Genomic DNA, 22513 nt, shown 5'->3' with positions numbered 1-22513 from the left:
CGTGCTCGACGACGCCGTGCGCGCGTTGCGCGAATGGCAGCGCGACGACCTGCCGTTCCAGCTCCACCCCGGTGACGTGGGCTGGTACTGGCGGTTCGGCGAGGAGGCCACCGGCGCGGCGGTCCGCGTCTGGCGCCGGGACGGGCGGGTGCTCGCGGTCGGCCTGCTGGACGGCGCCGACCTGCTGCGGTGCACGATCGCGCCGGACGCCCGGCAGGACGAGGACCTGGCGCGGCGGCTGGCCGACGACGTCTGCGACCCGGAACGCGGCGTGCTGCCCGCCGGGAAGGTCTACGTCGAATCTCCCGTGGGCACGCGCTTCAAGGAGCTGTTGTCCGAACGCGGCTGGCAGTCCGGCGAGCCGTGGACGCCGCTGCGCCTCGACCTCTCCTCACCGGTGCCCCGTCCCGGCGTGCGGGTCGAGGTCGTCGAGCCCGGGCGGGCCCACCTGCACGCCGCCGTGATCAGGGCGTCGTTCGAGAAGTCCACCTTCACCGAAGAACGTTGGCACGCAATGGCCTCGGGCCTGCCGTTCACGGACGCGCGGTGCCTCGTCGCGTTCGACGGGCAGGACGCGGCGGCGGCGATCACGGTGTGGTCGGCCGGTCCCGGCAGGCCGGGAGTGGTCGAACCGATGGGCGTGCACCACGACCACCGGGGCCGCGGCCTCGGCAGGGCGATCACCCTCGCCGGCGCGGCCGCGCTGCGCGACCTCGGCTCGGCGAGCGCGGTCGTCTGCACGCCGAGCTCGAACACGGGCGCCGTCGCCACCTACCGGGCAGCCGGGTTCACCGCACTGCCCGAGGTGCACGACCAGCGCCGCGACTAGAGCAGTTCCAGGACGAACGGCAGTTCCTGGGCCGCATACCAGGCCAGTTCGTGGTCCTCGGCGCTGCCCAGGGTGAACTCGGCGTCCGGGTCGCCCAGGTCGGCGGCGTCCACGACCTCCACCGCCGCGCGCACGTCCTGCTCGGCCTCGGCCGTGTCGAGGTGCACGGAGGCGACGTCCTTGAGGGTGAACGAGCCGGCGACCTTCACGACCGAGAAGTCGAGGTCGGGCCGCAACTTCACGTCGTCCACGTCCACCGCGAGCACCGCGCGCCGCGGTTCGGCCTTCTCGTCGGCCGCCAGCAGCCGCAGCGAGGCGCGGGCGGCGTCCATCATGGCCGCGTACTCCAGCTCCTCGGTGTCGCCCGCGGCGTAGGACTCGCGCAGCGCCGGCGTCAGCGCGAAGGCCGTGCCGGTGACCGGGGCCAGTTCGCCGCTGTCGACGAACGCGCGCAGCATCGGCACCGTGGCCGGGATGTAGACCCTCATGACCCGTTCGCCGTCCCCATCAGTTCCTCCACCGACTCCTCGACCATGGCCGCCAGAACGTCCACATCGGACATCGCGTCGCGGTCGCCGTTCAACCCGAAGTAAACACCGCCGTCGTACGACGTCACCCCGATGGCCAGCGCCTGGTTCCTGGCGAGCGGCACGACCGGGAAGATCTCGGTCATTCTCGCGCCCGCCGCGTACAGCGGCACCTGCGGGCCGGGGACGTTCGTGACGATGACGTTGAACAGCCGCCGGCTGAACGAGCTCGCAGCGCGCGCACCGAGCGCGTGCAGCGTCGGCGGTGCGAAGCCGGAGACCTTCACCAGCGCGTCGGCGGCCACGGACTGGCCGGACTCCTGGTGGGCGCGCATCGCGTGGCTCACGTGGTGCAGGCGCACGACCGGGTTCGGCTCGCCGACGGGCAGGTCGACCAGGTACGCGCTGACGTTGTTGCCCGAGTCCGGGTCCGCTTCACGAACCGAGAGCGGGGCCATCGCGCGGATCGTGGTGCTGCCGGTGACGTTCTCGCCGCGGCTGAGCAGCCAGTTGCGCAGCGCTCCGCTCAGGGCGGCGAGCACCACGTCGTTGACGGTGCCGCCGTGCGCCTTGCGGATGGCGCGCAGGTCGTCGAGCCGGGTGCGGGCGACGGCGAACCGGCGCTGCGGCGAGGTGATGCGGACGTTCAGCGGCGTGCCGGGCGCGGGTGTCGCGGCGGTGCGGACCGCCGAGGCGAGCACGCCGAACGCGTGGAAGACCTTCTCGACCGTGTTGACGGTGTCGAGGGCGGCGCTGCGGACGTTCTCCACGAGCTCGCCGGGGCGCTGCACGATGTCGGTGACCGCGTCGGCCACGAGCTGCAGCGAACTGGGTTCCGGTTGCGGCATCCAGAGGTTCTCGACGTTCGTGCGCGGCGACGGCGACACGTCCAGCATGACCTGGCCGATCTCGAGCGACGCGATGCCGTCGACCATGGCCTGGTGGGTCTTGGTGATGACCGCGGCCTGGTTCTTCGCGAGGCCCTCGACGAGGTAGATCTCCCACAGCGGGCGGGAGTGGTCGAGCGGGCGCGACATCAGGCGCGCGACCAGGTCGTGCAGCTGGGTGTCGCTGCCCGGCTTGGGCAGCGCCGACCTGCGGACGTGGTAGGTGACGTCGAAGTCCGGGTCGTCGACCCAGACCGGGCGCGCGATGCGGCCCGGGACGTGCACGACCTTCTGCCGGTAGCGCGGCACGAGGCTCAGGCGCTGCTCGATGAGGTCGACGAGCTTGTCGTAGTCGAAGCCGGCCTTGGGCCGCCGGAACACCGCCACGCCACCGACGTGCATCGGCGTCGTGGAGCCCTCCATGTACAGGAACGAGGCGTCCAGCGCTGACAGTCGGTCCGGCATGCGCCCAGCCTAGTGGCGTTTGCGGTCCATCAACCTCTGCAGCGCGGCCCGTTCCCGCGGATCGCGGTCGTGGCGGCCCAGCCGGATGCGCGCGGCCTCCGGGATCGCCTCGACCGCCAACGGGTCGGCGTTGGCCATGAACGAGCGCAGGAACCGCCACCGCGTGAGCTTCTTGACCGGGGCGAGGCTCGCGACGGCGAGCGAGACCCAGCTCAGCGCGACGTCGAGCCGGCGGTCGCCCTTGGTGGCGCTGGCCCAGTCGAGGACGACGGGCCCCTCCGGACCCAGCACGACGTTGCCGGGGTGCAGGTCGAGGTGCAGGAGGTCGCCCTCGCCGCTCAGGAAGTCGGGCGCGGGGATGACGTCGAGGCGGCGGTGCAGGTCCGCGAGCTCCTTGCCGAGACCACCGGCGAACCACGGCTTGCGGCCGATCTCCTCCGACATCCGCGGGCCGGGCACGTACTGCATGACGAGCTCGTCCCGCGTGGCCTCGTGAACACGCGGGACGGGGATGCCGCACCCGCTCAGGTACACCATCATCTCGGCCTCGCGCCGCAGGTCACGGCCGGTGCGGGTGCGCTTGACCAGCAAGCCGTCCGACCGGATGAACACATCCGAGTCCTGACCGCTCGCGAGGTGTTGACGTTGCGCGACGCTGCGCATACCTGCCGTCATGTGACGATCATCATCGATATGATCCGAAACACAAGGGCCGAATGGCTCTAGTGGAGCTCTTCACCCGTTCGAGCCCGCCGTGCCCGCCTCTGTCACCCTCTTCACGTGGAGATCTCGCCCAAGGACCGCTTCGTCACCGTCTACGGCCGCAAGCCAGTGCTGGAGGCGCTGGACGACCCGGCGCTGTCAGTGGACAAGGTGGTGCTCGCCGACACGGCAAGGGGCCCCGCCGCGCGCGAGATCCTCGACGCGGCCCGTTCCCGCGGCGTCCAGGTGCAGCGGGCCACCGCGCAACGCGTGAAGGTGCTGGCGGGCAACGGGAAGCAGGACCAGGGCGTGCTCGCCGACGTGGTCGCGCCGCGCATGAAGCCGCTCGCCCTGGCCCTGGAGGAAGGGTCGCTGCGGTCCGTGCTGGTGCTCGACGGCATCACGACGCCCGCGAACGTCGGCATGATCCTGCGCACCGCGACCGCGGCGGGGATCGACGGCATCGTCGTCCCGCGCCGCGGCGTCGCGTCGATCGACCCGCTCGTGGTCAAGGCCTCCGCCGGGGTGGCCTTCCGAGCGCCCGTGCTGCGCTGCGGCACCGCGGCGGAGGCCTCGGCTCTGTTGCGCGCGTCCGGCTACCCGCTCTTCGCGCTCGACTCCCACGCCTCCGACACCATTTACTCCGCTTCTTTCGGCGACCGCGCCGCATTCGTCCTGGGCAGCGAAACGTCCGGAATCACCGACGACGTGCGTCCGCACGTCACGTCGTGGCTTTCGATTCCGATGGCGGCGGGCGTGGAATCGCTGAACGTCGCCTCGGCGGCGGCCGTCCTCTGCTTCGAACTGGTGCGCCGCTCTCAGTGAGAAAGGGTCAGAGCCGGTCGGCGCGGTAACCGTTCCCCTGAACCCTCATTCGCGGAGCGCGATCTCCAGCAGGATCTCCAACTCCTCGAGGGTGGACCGCGTCGACCGGTGGTGGACGCCGACCATTCCGGCCTCGGCGGCACCGCGGATGTTGACCGCGAGGTCGTCGACGAACACGCACTCCCCTGGCTCGAGACCGAGCTTCCGCGCCACGAGCAGGTAGATGCCGACGTCCGGCTTCGCCAGCCCGGCCTCACCGGAGAGGACGGTCGCGTCGAAGAGCCCGTCGAAGGCTCGCGGCGGCTGCCACCAACCGTCCGCATTGGACAGCAACGCCGTCTTGAGCCCGTGCCGCTTGGCCTCGCGCAGGGCGGTGAGGAGCGGCGGCTCGGACGGGTTGTCCTCGCCGGGATCGGTCAGGACGCCGCCGTAGTCGAGCACCAGAGCTTTCAGCACCTCGAGGACGGTACCCACTTTCGAGTGGCCCGTGTCCTGATGACGCCCGCCGCTCGCCTGGTAGGGCATGCCGCCAGTCGTTCGCCGCCTGCCCGCCTACGAGCCGCCCGTGGGCGGAGCCGTTCCGCTGCCCCGGCCCCGGCCACGCCCCGTCTGGGTGCCGGAGCCCGATCCGCCGTCGCCCGCGCTGGACCCGCTGCGGCTGGTGGGTGCCGTGCTGGAGGTGCTGGACGGGCGGCGGCCGGCTCGGTTGCTGCGGGAGGTCGCGGTGCCGGGGCTGGCGGTGCGGCTCGGGGCGATGGTGCGGGCTCGGACGACGCGGATGGTCCGGATGCCCCGGGTTTGTCGTCCGTCCCGGTTCGTGGCCGAGATGTCCGCGACCGTCCGCAGGGAGGGGCGGGTGCTGGCTGTGGCCTGCCGGGTCGAGCACCGGGGCGGGAGGTGGTGGTTCACCTCGTTCACGGTGCTGGAGTGAGGCGTGTCGCCGCCTCACTCCTCACGCCCCCCGCAGGCCTGAAAAGCCGCGTGGGCCGCCCTCCCGGAGGAGTGCGGCCCACGCGGCGACAAGGTGGGATCAGCGACCCCGGCGCTGGTTCTTGGCCGCCTGGCGGGCGGCCTCGCGGCGCTCCTTGCGGGTGCCGCCCTGCTGGCCGGCGCCTCCGTTCGCCTCGGCGTGCTCTTCCACGCCGCCGTCCTCGGCCGGGCCGCTGTAGCTCAGGTTCTGCTGGCCGGGGCCACCGAGGCCCTTGCCGCGCAGGGCGGGCGGGATGGCGTTGCCGCTCGCCAGCTGCGCCATCGCCGGACCCGCGGGGGCCTGGGCCTGCTGCTGGGCCTGCTGCTGGGCGGCTGCCGCCGCGCGGGCACGGGCGCGGGCGCCTCCGCCGTTGCCCGAGACCTGCGGGAGGGCCTGCGGGGCCGCGGCGAGGGTCACGGGGACCTCCGGCTGGGCCGGCTCCGGCTCCGCTGCTTCGACCTGGAGGTTGAACAGGAAGCCGACGGTCTCCTCGCGCAGCGCGTCGAGCATCGCGTTGAACATCTCGAAGCCCTCGCGCTGGTACTCGATGAGGGGGTCGCGCTGCGCCATCGCGCGCAGGCCGATGCCCTCCTTCAAGTAGTCCATCTCGTAGAGGTGCTCGCGCCACTTGCGGTCCAGGACGGACAGCAGGACGCGGCGCTCCAGCTCGCGGGTGGCGCCTTCGCCGACGCGGCTGTCGATGTCGGCCTCGCGGGCGCGATAGGCCTTCATCGCGTCCTCGATGAGGACTTCCCGCAGGTACTCGCGGGTGATGTCCTCGTCGGACTCGAGGAGCTCCTTCGGGTCGAGCGAGACCGGGTACAGGGTCTTCAGCGCGGTCCAGAGCTTGTCGAAGTCCCAGTCCTCGGCGTAGCCGTCGGCGGTGGCGCCGTTGACGTACTCCTCGATGACGCTCTGGATCATGTGCTCGACCTGTTCCTTCAGGTCTTCGCCTTCGAGGACGCGGCGGCGCTCGGCGTAGATCACCGTGCGCTGGCGGTTCATGACCTCGTCGTACTTGAGGACGTTCTTGCGGATCTCGAAGTTCTGCTGCTCGACCTGGGTCTGCGCGCTGCGGATGGCGCGGGTGACCATCTTGTGCTCGATCGGCACGTCGTCCGGCACGTTCAGGCGCGTCATGACCATCTCGACCATGGACGCGTTGAAGCGGCGCATCAGCTCGTCCTGCAGGGACAGGTAGAAGCGCGACTCACCGGGGTCGCCCTGACGGCCGGTGCGGCCGCGGAGCTGGTTGTCGATGCGGCGCGACTCGTGGCGCTCGGTGCCGAGCACGTAGAGGCCGCCGGCCTCGCGGACCTCGTCGGCCTCGGCCTTGCCCTGGGTCGTCAGCTCCTCGACGACCTTCGCCCACTCGGCCTCGTACTCCTCCGGCGTGTTCACCGGGTCGAGGCCGCGGTCGCGCAGCTCGTGGTCGGCGATGATGTCCGGGTTGCCGCCCAGCACGATGTCGGTACCGCGACCGGCCATGTTCGTCGCGACGGTGACGGCGCCCTTGCGGCCCGCCTTCGCGATGATCAGCGCCTCGCGGTCGTGGTGCTTCGCGTTCAGCACCTCGTGCGGGATGCCCTTGCGCACCAGCAGCTTCGACAGGTACTCGGAGCGCTCGACGCTCGTCGTGCCGATCAGGACCGGCTGGCCCTTGGCGTGCTTCTCGGCGATGTCCTCGGCGACGGCCTCGAACTTCGCCTCCTCGCTCTTGTAGACGAGGTCGGGCTGGTCCTTGCGCTGCGGCGGGCGGTTCGTCGGGATCGGGACGACGCCCAGCTTGTAGGTCTGGTGGAACTCGGCCGCCTCGGTCTCGGCGGTACCGGTCATGCCGCCGAGCTTCTCGTAGAGGCGGAAGTAGTTCTGCAGGGTGATCGTGGCGAGCGTCTGGTTCTCCGCCTTGATCTCCACGCCCTCCTTGGCCTCGATGGCCTGGTGCATGCCCTCGTTGTAGCGACGACCGGCGAGCACACGACCCGTGAACTCGTCAACGATCATCACTTCGCCGTTGCGGAGGATGTAGTCCTTGTCGCGGTGGTAGAGCTCCTTCGCCTTGAGGGCGTTGTTCAGGTAGCCCACCAACGGCGTGTTCGCGGCCTCGTAGAGGTTGTCGATGCCGAGCTGGTCCTCGATGAACTCCACACCGAGCTCGGTGACGGCGACCGTGCGCTTCTTCTCGTCGTACTGGTAGTGGTACGACTTCGACTTCTCCTCGATGACCTCGATGCGGTCCTTCTGGGAGAGCTGGGTGACGTCGATGCCGCGCATGCGCGGGACCAGGCGGGCGAACTCCGTGTACCAGCGGGCCGACTGCTCGGCCGGGCCGGAGATGATCAGCGGCGTGCGGGCCTCGTCGATGAGGATCGAGTCGACCTCGTCGACGATTGCGAAGTAGTGGCCGCGCTGCACGCACTCGTCCAGGCTCCACGCCATGTTGTCGCGCAGGTAGTCGAAGCCGAACTCGTTGTTCGTGCCGTAGGTGATGTCCGAGTTGTACGACGCGCGGCGCTGCTCCGGAGTCATCTCGGAGAGGATCGCGCCGACGGACAGCCCCAGGAAGCGGTGCACGCGGCCCATCCAGTCCGCGTCGCGCTTGGCCAGGTAGTCGTTCGTGGTGATGACGTGGACGCCCTTGCCGGCGAGCGCGTTGAGGTACACGGGCATGACCGAGGTCAGCGTCTTGCCCTCACCGGTGCGCATCTCGGAGATCTGGCCCAGGTGGAGCGCCGCTCCACCCATCATCTGCACGTCGTAGGGCCGCTGGCCCAGGGTGCGCTTCGCGGCCTCGCGGGCCACGGCGAACGCCTCGGGAAGGAGTTCGTCGAGCGACTCGCCCTCGGCGTGGCGCTTCTTGAACTCCTCGGTCTTGCCGCGCAACTCGGCGTCGGAGAGGTCCACCACCTCGTCTTCCAGGTGGTTGATGTGCTGTGCGATGTTGCGGAGGCGCTTGAGCATCTTGCCCTCGCCGGAGCGGAGCAGTCGGGACAGCACCATCTGGATAGACCTCATCACCTGTATCGCGGCGCGCCCACCACGGACGCCTTTCCCCTGCCCATCGTAGGCAAGTCGCCAAGATGTGTGCACGGACACAGGCGGATTGGCACGCCCGACCTGGTATGCGCAGGTCAGTTGCCGGTTCTGCGGTGCTCGCAGACCTCCTGTCGCCGGTGCCCCCACCTCGGCTACTGGTCTGGAGAACGAACAGGGACCGCGTGAAGGTTCCTGGCCCGGCCAAGTTCACCTTGACGGTGAACGTCCGGGGCCGAGAAGGGTCCGACCGGCGGTAGACGCACGCCGCCGCCCCGCACGCGAGGGGTGCGGGGCGGCGGCGGTAGGAGGTACGGGGGTTCGCGCGGGTCAGGCCAGCCTGATCACGCCGTAGTCGAATCCCTTCCGGCGGTAGACGACACTCGGGCGCCCGGATTCGGCGTCGGCGAACAGGTAGAAGTCGTGGCCGACCAGCTCCATCTCGTAGAGGGCCTGGTCGACGGTCATCGGTTTGGCGGCGTGCTCCTTCTCGCGTACGACGCGTCCGGGCAACTTGTCTTCGAGGCCCTCGTCCCAACGCTGCGCGGGCACTTCCGCCATGCCCTCGTAGTCGGCCTCGGGTGCGTCGAGCACCGCGGTCTTCGCGCGGCGCGACGTCATGCTTTCGCCGGCGGACGGTTCACCCAGTCCGCTTGTCGCTTCGGCCACCGAGATCGGGGCACGCGCCCCGTGGTGGACGCGCCTGCGGTCATGTGACCGACGCAGGCGGTTCTCGAGCTTCGCGACCGCAGAATCGAGCGCGGCGTAGAAGTCACCCGCGCAGGCTTCGGAACGGACCACGGGTCCACGTCCCTTGCCGGTGATTTCGACCCGCTGGCAGTTCTTCGACTGACGGCGGTTCGGCTCGTGGAAAAGCTCCACGTCGAAGCGGATGACCTTGCGGTCGTAGCGCTCAAGCCGGGCCAGCTTTTCGGCGACGTGCACCCTGTAGTGATCGGGCACCTCGACATTGCGGCCCTTAACGACGATGTCCATACACGACCTCCCTCGCTTTGCTGCGAGCTATGGCTGGACTGCATTCGAAGCGCCGTGGCGATCTTGGATCGCGGATGTGTCGCAGAGGGTCGTCTCCCTCAGCTCTCACGGCGCCAGGATCATGGGCTGTTCGCCTCCTCCCCGCGGGGCCGGGAACGCTGATAGCGGTGCACGTTAGCTTGGGATTCACCGTCGCGTAAGCCCCCTTGCCGGGGGAACGACGAGATTTTTCGACGACTACGCAGCGCAACGACAGCGCGTTGCCAAACGTTTCCCGAGCGTGCCGCGGCCCAAACCCGCCACCCTCCCGCTCACCCGCAAGGCCCAGCCGCGCACCGGCACTCGACGGCAGGTCTGCTGCGTCGAACGGCTCCGGTCGCGGCCTCATACCCAGCCAACGGGCGACCCCCGCGTCATGTTCCCGAAACCGGGAAGAGATCGATTCCGATCTCCGAAGCGGAACGCGGGCTCACTTCTTCCGCCCGTCCCGATCGGTGCAGATGCCCGATCACGACCCAGTCACGCCGGGCTGAACGGCGGATTTCGCCCAATGACGGACAAGGCGGTTGATCACGCCTTGCGCCGAACGCGAGCGCATTTCAAGTAATAACCGCTGGTCAGCTCACCATGTGAATAATCGTTAACCACTCGCGGGTGTCACGAAGGCCACCAGGGGCCACCCAAGGGGGGTCGCGTTGAGCGCGCGTGGCCGGGCAGCGGCGGTGAACGTGCGGACCACTCAGTTCTGGAAACATCGGCTCGACAGGCGCTGGGACAAACGGGGCGAAACGAGTTACCGGATCTTGGTACGTCGTCACAGAACTCGCTCCGAGCTGCGGATTCCGGTGGTGCGCGGAGGCAGCGGAGATCGACAACGCAATCGGAACTTCACCCTTGTGGGCGGTGCCGAAAGGCCCGTGGCGGTCGGCGGCCCGGCCCCTTCGCGGACCGACCGCGATTTTCTGTCGGACCCCGCCGCCATCCTGGTTCCCATGACAGCTCTCGACCTGCTCCTGCCTCCCGTCTGCTCCGGCTGCGGCCTCTCCGGCACCGCCTGCTGCGCCGCGTGCCTCGACGGCTTCGGCCCGCCCACACGCCTCCAGGTCCCCGGTGTGGCGCCGCCCGTGTGGACGCTGGCGACCTACAGCGGTGCGGCGCGGGAACTCGTGCTGGCCTTCAAGGAACGGAGCGCACGGGCGCTCTCGGCCTGGTTCGGCGCGATGGTCGCGGCGGCACTGGTCGCGGTCGGTCCTCCGCCGTGGACGATCGTGCCGGCGCCCTCCCGCCGCAGCGCCGCGCGGGACCGCGGTGGTGACCACATGGTGCGGATCGCCCGGGAGGTGGACGTCGCCGCCGTCGCGCCGGTGCTGCGGCTCGGGCGCGGGGTGGCCGACTCCGTGGGGCTGAGCGCCGGCGCCCGGCGGCGGAACCTGGCCGGGCGGGTGGAGGTCGTGGGGCGGCCACCGCCGGGGACGGTCGTGCTGCTGGACGACGTGATCACGACCGGGGCGACGGCCGCGGCCTGCGTGCGCGCCCTGCGGGCGGCCGGGGTGCGGACGAACGCCGTGCTCGTGCTGACCTCGGCTCGGCCGCACCGGCCCGGCGACTAGGCAGGCAGGCGTCGCGCCTCTCGCGGCGACGGCTGGCCGGCGCGAGCCCGCGTTGTGGCTCGCGGCTGAGGCACGCGGCTGAGGCACGTGGCTGTGTCGACACGGCGGCTCGGGCTCGACACGTGGCACCGCGACACGGCGGCTCGACACGGCGGCGCCGCAGCGCGGCAGCTCGACACGTGGCGCCGCACGGCGCCGAGGAGGCGGGCAGTGCCCCGTCCTCGCCGCCACCCGGTGCAGCTCCGTCGCGGATACCTACCGTCCCGACACGTGGCGCCCGCAGCGCGGCGGCTGACACGTGGCGGCCGCACCGGTGCCGCACGGCGCCGAAGAGGCGGGCGGTGACCGGTCATCGCCCGCCATCCGGTCCGGTTCCGTCGCGGATGCCTACCGTCCCGACGCGGACGGCGCACCACGGTTCCGCCCGCGCACCACGCCTCTCGCCCGCGCACCACGCCCCTGGGCGCGCACGGCACCCCTCGGGCTCAGCCCGGGTAGAACACCAGCGAGCCCGGCGGCACCCGGATCCCGCTCGACTTCCACACGTCGGTGATGTCCGACGCCGACCACAGCCCGGAGGGGTCGACCACCTGCACCTGACGCGCGGGCGCCGACGCCACCGAACCCACCGGCACGGTGAGGTTCGACTGGCTGTAGCGGTCCATCCGGTAGCCGTCGGTGTAGACCTTCGTGACCGGCCAGGAGGGCAGCGAGGAGGAAACCGCCAGCACGTCCTGGGAGAGCCAGTCGATCGACTGCACCGCCGATCCCAGGGTCGAGGGCTGCAGCTGCCGGGGTGCGCGCAGGGCGACGTCCTGGTTGTCGCGCACCACGGAGGCGACGTAGAGCTTGCCGGCTATCACCAGGGCGGCTCGGGTGCCGTCGCGGGACAGGCGCAGTTCGCTGATCGCGCCGAACGGCTCGATGTCGGTGATGTTGACGCCCTTGGCGGTCCAGCTGCCGTTGTCGGACCGGGTCACGCGGGCCACGGACTTGCCGTCCACGGCCGTCCAGACCTCGATGCCGGGTTCCTTGGGGCCGGTGGAGAGCAGCCACGTCGGTCTGGAGAGCGTGGTGGCGGGCAGGTCCACTTCGGACAGGTCCTGCTCCAGCTCTCCGATGCGCAGGCGCACCCCGCCGCCCGAGCGGGACACGACGGCGAGGCGTGAGCCGTCGAGCGACTGCGCCGCCGAGACCGCGCCGTACGTGCCGGCGCCGGCGGGGCCCTTGATCGGGTTGCCGTCGGTGAGCGAGCGGATCGACCCGTCCACCACGAGCATGCCCTGGAGGTTCGCGTTCAGCGCCAGCAACGACTCGCCCGCGGTCGCCGACACGTCGGACGGCCGGTAGTCGCGTTGGTCCGGCAGGATCTGCTGGCCCTCGACGAGCACCCGCACGCGCGAGGAGGTGACGCCGGAGAACGACTTCACCACCTGCGCGACGATCTGCTTGCGCTTCTCGGGGGTGAGGTCCTTGCCCACGTTGGTGAGGTTGACCTCGAGGGCGCCGTCGTCGGACTCCTTGGTGTCGGAGAACTTGTCGGCGTCCGAGCCGAGCGCGCTCACCAGCGTGTCGCGCACCGCGTCGCCGGGTCCCTTGACCAGCAGCTCGGTCACGCGCGTCGGGATGCTCGTCACGGGCGGGATCACGACGTAGCGCGGGTCGGGCACCAGGACGGTGAACTCGGGGTTGTAGAAGTAGAGCGTGATGCGGCGGTACGCGTTGTTGAACAGGCTCTGCGGCATGTAGACGCCCGGCGGCGGTTCGGAGATGCGCCACTGGTTGTCGGCGTTGCGCTCGACCTTCACGGCCTTCTGGAAGTCGCCGAGCTGCGGCACGAACGCGTTGTCGCTGCCGAGGCGGCCTACGTACTTGCCCTGCAGCAGAACGGTCTGCGTCTTCTCCTGCGGCGCCTGCGAGCTCGGCACGGTGGAGAAACCGGTCTCGATGATCGTGGGGTTCTTGGTGTCCCACTTCTTCGCGGCTTCCGGCGTCAGGAACGCGCGGGCGGCCGCGTAGTCGCCGTCCGGGTTGGAGGTCGCGTCGATGAAGTCGCGCACGAGCATGAACGGGTCGATGTTCTGGCGCGGTTCGGGTGCGTCCGGGGCGTCGGCGCCCTTGCTGTCCTTGGGGCCGATCGGTTTCGGCTGGGTGTTCGTCGGGATCGCGGCGCAGCCGGTCAGGGTGACGAGGACGAGCCACAGCAACGCGAACCGCTTCACCGCACTTCCTCCGAAACCTCGTCCGGCGACTTCTCCGCGCCGGTGCCGTCGACGGGCTCCGCGGGCTGCCAGGTGATCTCCTCCGGCCGCAGCTCGATCTCGCCCGGCTCCTCGGCCGCGACCGGCTCCTCGCTCACCACGACGGGTTCGTGCTCGATCGCGGGCGCGAGCGGTAGCGGGCTTTCGCGCAGTTCCTCGCCGTGCCTGCGCGGCAACGTCAGGCGGAACACGGCGCCGTGGCCGGGTTCGCCCCACGCCTCCAGCCAGCCGCCGTGCAGGCGGGCGTCCTCCAGCGAGATCGACAGGCCGAGGCCGGTGCCGCCGGTGCGGCGGTTGCGCGACGGGTCCGCGCGCCAGAAGCGGCTGAAGACCAGTTCCGCCTCGCCCTGCCGCAGACCGACGCCGTGGTCCCGCACGGTGATCGCGACGGCGTCGGCGTTGCCGCGCATGGTGAGCTCGACGGGCTGGCCCTCGCCGTGGTCGATGGCGTTCGCCAGCAGGTTGCGCAGGATCCGTTCCACGCGGCGGGAATCGAGCTCCGCGGTGAGCTCGTCGTCCGGCAGGTCGAGCACGACCGGCGAGTTGGCGCTCGTGGAGATCGCGCGCACCGAGTCGTGCGCGCGGCGGGCCAGCACGCGGATGTCGACCTGCTCGGCGGTCAGCTCCTCGACGCCGGCGTCGAGGCGGGAGATCTCCAGCAGGTCACCGAGGAGCGACTCGAACCGGTCGAGCTCGTCGACCAGCAGCTCGGTGGAGCGGGCGAGGCCGGCGGGGAACTGCTCGCGGGAGGCGTGCAGGACGTCCGCGGCCATGCGCACCGTCGTCAGCGGTGTGCGCAGCTCGTGCGAGACGTCGGAGGTGAAGCGGCGCTGCAGCTGGCCGAACTCCTCCAGCTGCTTGAACTGGGCCTGGATCGACTCGGCCATCTCGTTGAACGACTCGGCCAGGCGCGCCACGTCGTCCTCGCCGACGACGTGCATGCGTTCGTGCAGCGTGCCGTCCGCGAACCGCTCCGCGACCTCGGCCGCCTGCCGCACGGGCCGGACGACCTGGCGCGTCACCAGGTTCGCGATCAGCGCGAGCAGGACCAGCAGCACTATTCCGCCGACCGCGAGCGTCGACTGCACCACCTCGGCGGTGCGCTGCTCGGCGGTCAGCGGGAAGATCAGGTACATCTGCATGGAGCGCGCGGACGTGCTGATCGGCAGGCCCACGACGAACAACGTCGTCGCCGCGCCGTCGCGCTGCACCGTGTGGATCTGGGTGCCCTCGGTGCCGTTCTCGACCATCTCGCGCAGGCCGCGCGGCACGTCCTCGAGCTTGCCGACGGAAGGCACGCGCCCGGCACCGGCCGAGCCCAGCCCGTCCGCCAGCACCGGTTCGAACGCGCCGGCGCCCGCCGTCGTGGCGTCGGTCCCGTTGCCACCGACGGCGAGCTTGTTGATCGCGCTGGTGAACCGCGTCTGCACGCTGTCCGGGCCGGGGTTCAGGCCGACGAGGTCGGACTGGATCAGCGCCCGCGACGCCATCGCCTGGCGCACCGCGGCCTCGTCCTTGGTGCTCAGCAGCTGGTTGGTGATCTGCATCTGCAGCACCATGCCCAGCACGAACACCACGGCGGACGAGAGCGCGAGCGTGGACACGACGACGCGCAACTGCAGCGACCGACGCCAGAGGTCACCGAACGCGGCCCACCGCTTGCGCGCCTCCTCAGCGAGGAGGTGCGCCTTCGCGACGACCGGACGAACGAACTTCATACATCACCTGTCACGGAGGGCCGGCCTTGTAGCCGACACCGCGGACAGTCAACACCACCTCGGGGTGCTCCGGGTCCCGTTCGACCTTGGACCGCAGCCGCTGCACGTGGACGTTCACCAGGCGCGTGTCGGCGGCGTGGCGGTAGCCCCACACCTGCTCCAGCAGCACCTCGCGGGTGAAGACCTGGCGCGGCTTGCGGGCGAGCGCGACGAGGAGGTCGAACTCCAGCGGCGTGAGCTGGATCGGACGGCCCTCGCGCAGCACCTCGTGGCCGGGGACGTCGATCGTGAGGTCGCCGATCTGCAGGACCTCGGACGGCTCCGCCTCGGTGCGGCGCAGGCGCGCCCGGATGCGGGCGACCAGCTCCTTCGGCTTGAACGGCTTGACGACGTAGTCGTCCGCGCCGGACTCGAGGCCCAGCACCACGTCGACCGTGTCGCTCTTCGCGGTGAGCATCACGATCGGCACGCCCGACTCGGACCTGATCGCCTTGCAGACGTCGATGCCGTTCATGCCGGGCAGCATCAGGTCGAGCAGCACGAGGTCGGGCTTGAGCTCGCGCAGCGCGGGCAGGGCACGGGCACCGTCGGCGACCACCGCGGTGTCGAAGCCCTCCCCGCGCAACACGATCGTCAGCATCTCCGCCAGGGCGGGGTCGTCATCGACGACGAGCACGCGTGCCTTCATGCTCAACATCGTCGCACTCCCGGCCGCGCGTTCGCGCACCACCCAGGCTCCGTTGCCGCTGGTGGCGGTGTGCGCCCGTTCGGTAACCGGCCGGAACTGCCGTTCCACGTACCCCACCTCGTCCCGTTTGACCTGTTCGTCGCGGGAGTAACCGCGCGAGGGTCACCTTTCGTTACCGGTGTTCTCAGGCCGGGCGAACGGCGGAGGCCAGCCAGATCCGCGCATCACCCACCTTCCGCGGGTCGGTGATCGCCGGAACAGCTCGTTCGTGCTTCGCGGCGAGGTCGACCTGGTGCGTGACCTCGGCGTCCCAGCCGTGGGCGTCGAGCCACCCGACCGGATCCTCCACGTCGGACTGCCACCGCGCGTCCATCGTGCCGAACCGCTGGTGCACGGCCCTCATCTGCGGCAGCTCCCGGAAAGCGCGGTTGACGTGTTCGAGCGCGAGCGTGCTGTCCCGGGCGGAGAGCGCGCTCACCCAGTACAGCAGCCGCTCGCCCGCGTCCGGTGGCAGGAACATGAACAGGCCCTCCAGCAACCACGCCGTGGGCCTGTTCGGGTCGAAGCCGGCGCGGATCAGGGCCGTCGGCCAGTCGTCGCGCAGGTCGCAGGGAACGACGACGCGCTCGCACGCGGGCCGGGCTCCCAGGTCGTGCAGGGCGTCCTCCTTGAACTCGACGAGCTCGGGCAGGTCGAGCTCGAAGAGTCTTGTGCCCGGTGGCCACTGCAACCGGAACGCCCGTGTGTCGAGGCCCGCGGCCATGACCACGACCTGGGGCCGGGGCGCGCCGAGGAGCACGTCGTCGAAGTACCGGGTGCGCAGGACGAAGTGGTCGCCCGCGAGGGTGCGCACGCCGTTGAGGTCGTTCGCGGAGCCGGCGGCCTGCACGAGACCGGCGGCGAGGGGGTCGTCGAAGAGGGGGTGGGGCCGGCTCTGCTCTTGTGCGCGGGCGGCAGCGATCAGCACCGCCGTACGGGCGACACCGACCGGGAGGCGCTGCAGGACACGCTTCAAATTGTGATCTCCTATGCACTCACAGTTACGTACCGGACACTCGATCGTGTCAACCGGTACGCACGTGAGCGACCACTCAAGGAGTGAAGAGTGGTTCCACAAGCGAAGAAAAGTTCACGTTTGACCGCCCGTCCACCACTTGCCACGGCGCGAGCCAGCCGATCTTCGCCAATCCGTCGTAAACGACCCCGCACCGGGCCTGCAACCCGCCATCGGATTCGTAAATGTCACGGGCGCGCGACTCGTCGTCCTGCTCCCTCTTCGCCGCCCGCTCGGCCGCGACCTCGACGGGCACGCGCAGCAGCAGGTGCAGGTCCGGGACGGGGAGCCCGAAGCGCTCGATCTCGAGCTCGTGCACCCACCGCACGAACTCGCCGTTCTCGTCCTGGTGCAGACGCGCGGCGCTGTAGGCGGCACTGGACGCCACGTACCGGTCGAGCAGGACGACGTCGTGCTTCTCGAGGTCCTCGCGGATCTCCTCGGCCGCGCCGCGCCGGTCGAGCGCGTAGAGGACGGCCATGCCGTAGACCGAGTCGCTGAGGTCGCCGAGCCTGCCGTAGAGGCCGTCGCGGACCAGGTCGGCGTGGACGCTGCGGCCGTAACGCGGGAACGCGTGGGTGGCCACGGTCCTGCCCTGGGCACCGAGCGCCTCGGTCAAGCCGTTGGCGAGGGTGCGCTTGCCGGCGCCGTCGAGGCCTTCGATCACTACGAGCTTTCCCACGCCCGAACCCTAACGGGACCGGGTCCGGCCACTCACACGGACGCAGCACGTCCCCCACACGGGCGAAATCCGATCTTTCGATCACCAGAACGAGTGACTACGGTGAACAGTCACACGGCGCGTGTGAAGGGTAGGTGCCGCGGTGACCGCGGATTCCGGGCACGCCGAGTCGGTCAACGAGCCGATCGGTAACCCGACCGGGGGTCTGCCGACCCCACTCTCCGAGACGCTGCGCTACGGGCCGTTCCACCGCGCTTTGCGCGAGGCGATCGCCCACCGCGGCCTCTCGCTCGCCCGACTGCGCGCTCACCTCGAACAACTCGGTGTCCAGGTGGGCCAGTCGACGCTCTCGTACTGGCAACGAGGCCTGCGCCACCCCGAGGTGCCGCGCGCGATAAGCACCGTGCGCGCGCTGGAGACGGTTCTGCGCCTGCCGCCATCGTCCTTGCTGGACCTCATCGGCCCGCGAACCGGGAACACCTACGCGCCGCGCCCGGTGGCGACGTGGCCCGAGCCCGCGCCGCTGCTGGCAGCGTTCGACTCCGTACCGGAAGCCGCGCGCGGCAACGCGGACCTCGAAGTGCTGTCCGTCCACGACACCGTCCAGATAGGGATGCACCGCGAACAACGCTCCATCACCACACGGCTCGTCGTGCGCGCGTTGCGGCAGGGACCCGACCGGTACTTGGCGACGCACCACGGCGACGAAGGGGCGTTGATCGAGAACGCGATCGTGCGAGCCGGTGAAGGCTGCCGGCAGGGCCGTCTGCGCAGGGAGGGCGTCTCCCGCGACCTGGCGGTCGAGATGCTGTTCGACCGGCGGCTCGCGGCCGGTGAGGAGCACGTCTTCAGCTTCACGATCGTCGACGACACCGGCAGCGCCACGCCGGGCCACCACCGGACGTTCCGCGACACGTGCGGCTCGTACCTCGTGCAGCTGTCGTTCCACCGGCGCGCGATGCCCGCGCGCTGCATGAAGCAGTTCCTGGCCTCGGCCGACGCGACGCCGGTCGACGTCGAGGAGCTGGTGTGCGGGCTCGGCGGCGTCGTCAGCGCTTACTTCGCCGACTTCGGGCCGGGCATCGCGGGCATCGCCGTCGAGTGGAGCTAGCTGCCGGGGTGTTCCCTGGGCCCGGGGTCTGGGGCGAGGAAAGCGGGAGCGCTAATCGCTGGAGTGGTTAGAAGGAAGCACTCCCATGGCCTCGCTGGTGCTCACGCTAGCAGTGCCGCGCCTTCCGGTTCCAGCAGTTTCGCGAGCTGGTCGACCGTGACGACGTGACGCCCTTCCGGCCTCGACAACGCGATGTGCAGCGCCGGTGCGTCCACAGTGGTCTTGCGGCGGACAAGCTCCGCGAGGCGCGCGACCGTGAAGTACCTGCGCCGCAAGACACCTGATGTGATGAGCCGGACCATGTCGCGGTTCGCCTCCAGCTGGTTCGACCACGGCGTTCCGCGCAGGTACAGGTGCAGCCACGTGCCGGTCCAGCCGGTCTCCGTCCGCTCGAAGATCACGGGCACGGCGATGTTGCCGTAGCCGTTCAACGGCATGCAGGCCTGCACGGTGCTCGGCTCGTACGGTTTTCCCAACTGGTCGAGGTCGCGGCCCATGAAGCCGAACATCGACTCCGCGACCTTGGTGAACGGCTCCCCCGAGAAGAGGTTCACCTGCGGCACGACGTACTTCGTCCGCACGGTGTGGCGCGGCACGTCGATGAACTCGGTCGCACCCCCGGCCGCGCTGGTGAGGTCGCCGGAGTAGTACGCGCCGTCGTCGCCGAGGTTCGTCCACGACACCTGGCCGACGTGCTCCAGCTTCTCGTTGAGCAGCACGGCCGACAGGTCGTAGTCGGTGGGCACCTCCGCCTGGCGCCAGTACGTGAAGAACCGCAGCAGCTCGCCGTCGAGCGGCACCCGTGAACCGCGCGGCTGCACGCCGAAGCCGTCCTCGGAAGCGTTGCCGGACAACGGGACCACGACGTCGAGCGCGGCGGGTTCGACGGTCAGCCCGGACACCGCGGGCAGCCGGCGGACCAGTTCGTCCTCCAGCACCGAGGTGATGGCCGCGACCGCGTCCGCGTCGAGCGGCGGCCGGGTGTCGTCGGCGATCCACGCGCGGCGCGACCGGTTCGCGAACACCCTTGCCACGTCCGGCTTTCCGCGGTTCTCCAGGTGTTCCAGCACCGAGCAGAGCACCCGGCCGGACACCTCGGGCACGGCTTCGCGCACCGCGGCGACGATCACCGGGACGTCGTGCGCGGAACCGTTGCGCACCAACCGGTCCAGCTGCCGGAACAGCATGCCCGGAGCCGCGGCCAGGATCTCCGCCGCTTTGCGGACGTCGCCTGCCTGGAACGCCATTTCCGCGCGTCCGGCGAACGACCTGGTGGCCTTCTCCCCGCGCGCGACGGCGAACACGTCCTGCGCGTGCGGCCACTGGCCGTACTCGTGCGGGTGCAGCCGTTCGCCGAGCCGCTTCCAGGCTTCGCGCCGCTGCGGCACGTCGCCGAGCTTGCCCGCGTTGCCCGCGACGACCTCGTCGAGGGCGGCCAGCAGGACGCGGCGCTCGGAACGCCGGAACGACCGGAACCGCGTCGCCTCCAGCAACGTGACGTCACCGCCGGACGCCTGGCAGGCCAGCCGCAGCACGTCGGTGACGGTGTCCACGCCGACTGGCGCCAGCCCGCCGTTCAGACGAGCGGCGTTGACGACCGCGCGGTTCTCGCGCAGCGGGATGTTCTCGGGCACCTCGCCGATCCGCTCGGCCAGCTCGACGAACAGCGCCAGGTCGGCCTCGCCGAGCACGGTCGGACTCGCCGCGAGGTCCAGGTAGAGGCGGCGGGTCTCCTCCTCGAGGGTGCCGCCGAGGTGCAGCACCGTGAGGCGGTTCTTGATCGACGGCACCAGTTCGTCGTGCGCCGCGAGGAGCTCCTCGTAGGTGTGCCGGCGGCGCCCGTACTCGGGCATCGCCAGCAGGTTGAAGAAGCCGTTGACGCGCAATTCCTCCGCCGGCACCTGGCGAGCGAGCGCGTCCCGCAGGCAGTCCGTCCAGAACTCGGCCGTGTCCGGAACGTCGTGCGGGAACGTCAGGAAGTACGGGTTGTGCTTGACGTCGTCGCCGACGAGCCCGCGCACGGCGTCCACGATGGACTTCGTGTACGCGGTGGGCTGCGCGAAACCGGCGACGTGCTCCAGCAGTTCCTTCGAGGCCTTGAACCCGACCTTGAGCAGCACGGCGTCCAGCTGCCGCGCGGCGGCCCGGCCGTCACCGGCGGCCCCGGCCGAGGTGGGCACGCGCAGAGTTCTCCGGATGACCGTCGTGAGCACGAGGTAAGTCAACCTCGCACGTCAACCGAGTTCCGCCACCACCGCCTCGTACCGCGCGCGGTCGAACCGGTAGGGCCCGAACCCGATGTAGTCGCGCTCCCGGCGACGCGGCTGCCGGAACTCGTCCCACACCACCATGTCTCCGTGCGCGATGATGCGCGCGTAGAGCGGCCAACAGTCCGCATGCCCACACGAGCACCCGAGCACCAGTTGACTTTTGCCGGGCTGGAAGGGCTTGTCGCCTCGGTCGACCGCGGTGAGGCCTCCGTACATCCCACCGGCGGGCCGCATGTCCCGCACCGTCTCGAAGATGTCGACCCACTCGGTGAGCGGCGTGCCGTCGACCAGCGGCACGGCGACGTTCTCGTGCCAGATCTCGTGCCACTCAGTGGCGAGGCCGAACTCGTTCACGCGGCGCAGCGTAATTCCACCCGTTTGGGCACGCTGTTGTTTTTCCTCCATCGCCTAACGTCGGATTCCATGAACGGCGATCCGTCCACTCCATACAGCCGTGACCTGGGCGACGAGTTGCGGCAGGTTCGGGAGCGCTTCACCACCTTTCGCGGGCGGAAGATCGCCCGGATGCTCGGGTGGGATCCCGGGAAGGTCTCGAACATCGAGCACGGCAAGGTGCGCGCCACGGAGATCGACATCATCCAGTACCTGGGGCGGTGCGGCCGCAGCCAGACCTTCATCACCGACTTCCTGGACAGGTACCGGTCGGCTTTCAACCCCTACTTCGTGCAGGTGCCCGACAACCTGCGCACGATGTCGATGTCCGAGTCGATGGCAGACGAGATCACCAGTTACGACATGACCTCCATGCCTGGCCTTGTGCAGTCGGAGGAGTACGCGTTCGAACTGTTCCGGGCGCGCAGCCTCACAAGCCCGGAAGTGATTGAGAGGAACGTTCGCTTCCGCATGGAGCGGCAGGCGATCCTCCGCCGACACAACCGCCCGCAATGCACCTTCTACATCCATGAGTACGCGCTGAGGCTCAAGGTCGGCAGCGACGAGGTGATGGAAGACCAGCTCATGCGGCTGCTCTTCCACACCCATGTCATCCGGATCGTGCCTGCGGCAACTGGTGCTTCAGGTGTCTACTCGGCCAACTACGTGCTGTGGAAGTACGACAAGCGCAACAGCGTGGCCTACACCGAGTCGGATCTTGCACAGGTGTTCGTGCAGGACCTGGCTGGGATCAAGCACTGCAAGTCGATCTTCACGCACCTGGATGCACTCGCACTGGATGAGGAACAATCGCGGTCGATGGTGGCGGATCTCGCCAGCCGATCGCGGGAGGACCTCAGTGACCGGAAACTGCACCTGGCGTAAGAGCAGCTACAGCGGCGGCACCGACGGGAGCAACTGCGTCGAGGTCGCGTTCTCCCAGGCCGTTCGCGTCCGCGACTCCAAGAACACCGCGGGCCCCGAGCTGACCTTCAGCACCGAGGCCTGGCAGGAGTTCATCCGAGCTCGGTAGGCAGCGGCAGGTCGAGCGCCGCCAGGAACCGCCGGGTCTTGACCTCGACGAACACCTCGCCGTCGTCGATCTTGTCGATGTCCTCGGACTCGTCCCACTCGAAGGCGTCCGGGTCCTCGTCCTCGGCCAGGTACTGGAGCAGTTCGGCCTGCTTCGCCGGCACGTCACCACCGGGGTTCAGCGCGCCCCACCACTCGGCCAGCCCCGCGGCCTCGCGCAGGGTGTCGGTCGGGTCGGAGGCGCTGGGGTTCTCGAAGTAGGTGCGCGGCGTCAGGCCCAGGTAGGCGACGCCCGAGCCGGGGCCGGCGGGGGCGTAGACGACCGAGGTGATGTCGCTGTCGTGGATGTCGATCCACAGGAACGGCTCGGCGAGCGGCGGCAGTTCGCCCTCGGACAGCGTCTTCCACGAGCCGTGCTCGTAGGCATAGGTGCCGAAGAATCCCACCGCTGCCACCGCTC

21 protein-coding genes are annotated in these 22513 nt (G+C 70.0%); 7 read left to right on the top strand and 14 right to left on the bottom strand.

The window, feature by feature from the left end:
* Position 1 precedes the first annotated feature (1 nt).
* Positions 2–829 (top strand): GNAT family N-acetyltransferase, encoded by an 828-nt coding sequence (locus V1227_RS32850; protein WP_329789119.1) that lies wholly within the window; start codon positions 2–4, stop codon positions 827–829.
* Here the strand turns inward: V1227_RS32850 and V1227_RS32845 are convergent.
* The 3 genes from V1227_RS32845 to V1227_RS32835 are packed head-to-tail and all read right to left on the bottom strand — an operon-like array spanning position 826 to position 3383.
* On the bottom strand, positions 826–1317 hold the full coding sequence (locus V1227_RS32845) for a DUF6912 family protein (RefSeq protein ID WP_329789118.1): 492 nt from the start codon (positions 1315–1317) through the stop codon (positions 826–828). The genes V1227_RS32850 and V1227_RS32845 overlap by 4 nt on opposite strands.
* Positions 1314–2708, bottom strand: coding sequence for a WS/DGAT/MGAT family O-acyltransferase (locus V1227_RS32840; RefSeq protein ID WP_329789117.1), 1395 nt, complete (start codon positions 2706–2708; stop codon positions 1314–1316). The genes V1227_RS32845 and V1227_RS32840 overlap by 4 nt, the downstream gene beginning before the upstream one ends.
* Before the next feature lie 9 nt (positions 2709–2717).
* Positions 2718–3383, bottom strand: coding sequence for a phosphotransferase (locus V1227_RS32835; protein WP_236216972.1), 666 nt, complete (start codon positions 3381–3383; stop codon positions 2718–2720).
* Between the two features lie 105 nt (positions 3384–3488).
* Here V1227_RS32835 and V1227_RS32830 point away from each other — a divergent pair, with 105 nt between their 5' ends.
* Positions 3489–4235, top strand: coding sequence for a TrmH family RNA methyltransferase (locus tag V1227_RS32830; protein WP_329789116.1), 747 nt, complete (start codon positions 3489–3491; stop codon positions 4233–4235).
* 45 nt (positions 4236–4280) lie between these two features.
* Here V1227_RS32830 and V1227_RS32825 read toward each other — a convergent pair whose 3' ends face one another.
* Complete coding sequence (locus V1227_RS32825) at positions 4281–4691, bottom strand: HAD-IA family hydrolase (RefSeq protein ID WP_329789115.1); 411 nt, start codon at positions 4689–4691, stop codon at positions 4281–4283.
* Positions 4692–4758: 67 nt separating this feature from the next.
* Here V1227_RS32825 and V1227_RS32820 point away from each other — a divergent pair, with 67 nt between their 5' ends.
* Positions 4759–5166 (top strand): Rv3235 family protein, encoded by a 408-nt coding sequence (locus tag V1227_RS32820; RefSeq protein ID WP_329789114.1) that lies wholly within the window; start codon positions 4759–4761, stop codon positions 5164–5166.
* 99 nt (positions 5167–5265) lie between these two features.
* Here the strand turns inward: V1227_RS32820 and secA are convergent, their stop codons facing one another.
* Positions 5266–8205, bottom strand: coding sequence for a preprotein translocase subunit SecA (gene secA / locus V1227_RS32815; RefSeq protein ID WP_329789113.1), 2940 nt, complete (start codon positions 8203–8205; stop codon positions 5266–5268).
* 363 nt (positions 8206–8568) lie between these two features.
* A complete protein-coding gene (gene hpf, locus V1227_RS32810; RefSeq protein WP_236216962.1) occupies positions 8569–9234 on the bottom strand; it encodes a ribosome hibernation-promoting factor, HPF/YfiA family in 666 nt (221 codons plus the stop codon).
* Between the two features lie 992 nt (positions 9235–10226).
* Between hpf and V1227_RS32805 the strand changes: the two genes are divergently transcribed.
* Positions 10227–10844 (top strand): ComF family protein, encoded by a 618-nt coding sequence (locus tag V1227_RS32805; RefSeq protein WP_329789112.1) that lies wholly within the window; start codon positions 10227–10229, stop codon positions 10842–10844.
* A gap of 485 nt (positions 10845–11329) precedes the next feature.
* On the opposite strand, the gene V1227_RS32800 is transcribed toward V1227_RS32805, so the two are convergent.
* The 5 genes from V1227_RS32800 to V1227_RS32780 form a co-directional block, all read right to left on the bottom strand.
* Positions 11330–13066 (bottom strand): LpqB family beta-propeller domain-containing protein, encoded by a 1737-nt coding sequence (locus tag V1227_RS32800; protein WP_329789111.1) that lies wholly within the window; start codon positions 13064–13066, stop codon positions 11330–11332.
* The gene (gene mtrB, locus V1227_RS32795; protein ID WP_329789110.1) at positions 13063–14823 is read right to left on the bottom strand and encodes an MtrAB system histidine kinase MtrB; all 1761 of its coding nucleotides are present in this window, start codon (positions 14821–14823) and stop codon (positions 13063–13065) included. The genes V1227_RS32800 and mtrB overlap by 4 nt, the downstream gene beginning before the upstream one ends.
* A gap of 10 nt (positions 14824–14833) precedes the next feature.
* On the bottom strand, positions 14834–15511 hold the full coding sequence (gene mtrA / locus V1227_RS32790) for an MtrAB system response regulator MtrA (RefSeq protein ID WP_030471262.1): 678 nt from the start codon (positions 15509–15511) through the stop codon (positions 14834–14836).
* A 184-nt stretch (positions 15512–15695) separates the two neighbouring features.
* Complete coding sequence (locus V1227_RS32785; protein ID WP_329789109.1) at positions 15696–16526, bottom strand: SAM-dependent methyltransferase; 831 nt, start codon at positions 16524–16526, stop codon at positions 15696–15698.
* A 76-nt stretch (positions 16527–16602) separates the two neighbouring features.
* Positions 16603–17247, bottom strand: a complete 645-nt coding sequence (locus V1227_RS32780) for a dTMP kinase (RefSeq protein ID WP_329789108.1) — start codon at positions 17245–17247, stop codon at positions 16603–16605.
* Between the two features lie 142 nt (positions 17248–17389).
* Here V1227_RS32780 and V1227_RS32775 point away from each other — a divergent pair, with 142 nt between their 5' ends.
* Positions 17390–18358: a hypothetical protein gene (locus tag V1227_RS32775; RefSeq protein WP_329789107.1), complete on the top strand. Its 969-nt coding sequence runs from the start codon at positions 17390–17392 to the stop codon at positions 18356–18358.
* A 101-nt stretch (positions 18359–18459) separates the two neighbouring features.
* Here the strand turns inward: V1227_RS32775 and V1227_RS32770 are convergent, their stop codons facing one another.
* Together V1227_RS32770 and V1227_RS32765 are read right to left on the bottom strand one after the other, a co-directional pair.
* On the bottom strand, positions 18460–20583 hold the full coding sequence (locus V1227_RS32770; RefSeq protein ID WP_329789106.1) for a hypothetical protein: 2124 nt from the start codon (positions 20581–20583) through the stop codon (positions 18460–18462).
* Between the two features lie 9 nt (positions 20584–20592).
* Positions 20593–20982 (bottom strand): hypothetical protein, encoded by a 390-nt coding sequence (locus V1227_RS32765; RefSeq protein WP_329789105.1) that lies wholly within the window; start codon positions 20980–20982, stop codon positions 20593–20595.
* A gap of 69 nt (positions 20983–21051) precedes the next feature.
* Between V1227_RS32765 and V1227_RS32760 the strand changes: the two genes are divergently transcribed.
* Both V1227_RS32760 and V1227_RS32755 read left to right on the top strand, forming a co-directional pair.
* The gene (locus tag V1227_RS32760) at positions 21052–21906 is read left to right on the top strand and encodes a DUF5753 domain-containing protein (RefSeq protein ID WP_329789104.1); all 855 of its coding nucleotides are present in this window, start codon (positions 21052–21054) and stop codon (positions 21904–21906) included.
* On the top strand, positions 21881–22054 hold the full coding sequence (locus V1227_RS32755) for a DUF397 domain-containing protein (RefSeq protein WP_329789103.1): 174 nt from the start codon (positions 21881–21883) through the stop codon (positions 22052–22054). The genes V1227_RS32760 and V1227_RS32755 overlap by 26 nt, the downstream gene beginning before the upstream one ends.
* On the opposite strand, the gene V1227_RS32750 is transcribed toward V1227_RS32755, so the two are convergent.
* Complete coding sequence (locus tag V1227_RS32750; protein ID WP_329789102.1) at positions 22038–22508, bottom strand: hypothetical protein; 471 nt, start codon at positions 22506–22508, stop codon at positions 22038–22040. The genes V1227_RS32755 and V1227_RS32750 overlap by 17 nt on opposite strands.
* Positions 22509–22513 lie beyond the last annotated feature (5 nt).

It is taken from the genome of Lentzea sp. DG1S-22, assembly GCF_036321065.1.
Classification (GTDB): domain Bacteria; phylum Actinomycetota; class Actinomycetes; order Mycobacteriales; family Pseudonocardiaceae; genus Lentzea; species Lentzea jiangxiensis.
This window is presented reverse-complemented; position numbering and strand designations above follow the sequence as displayed.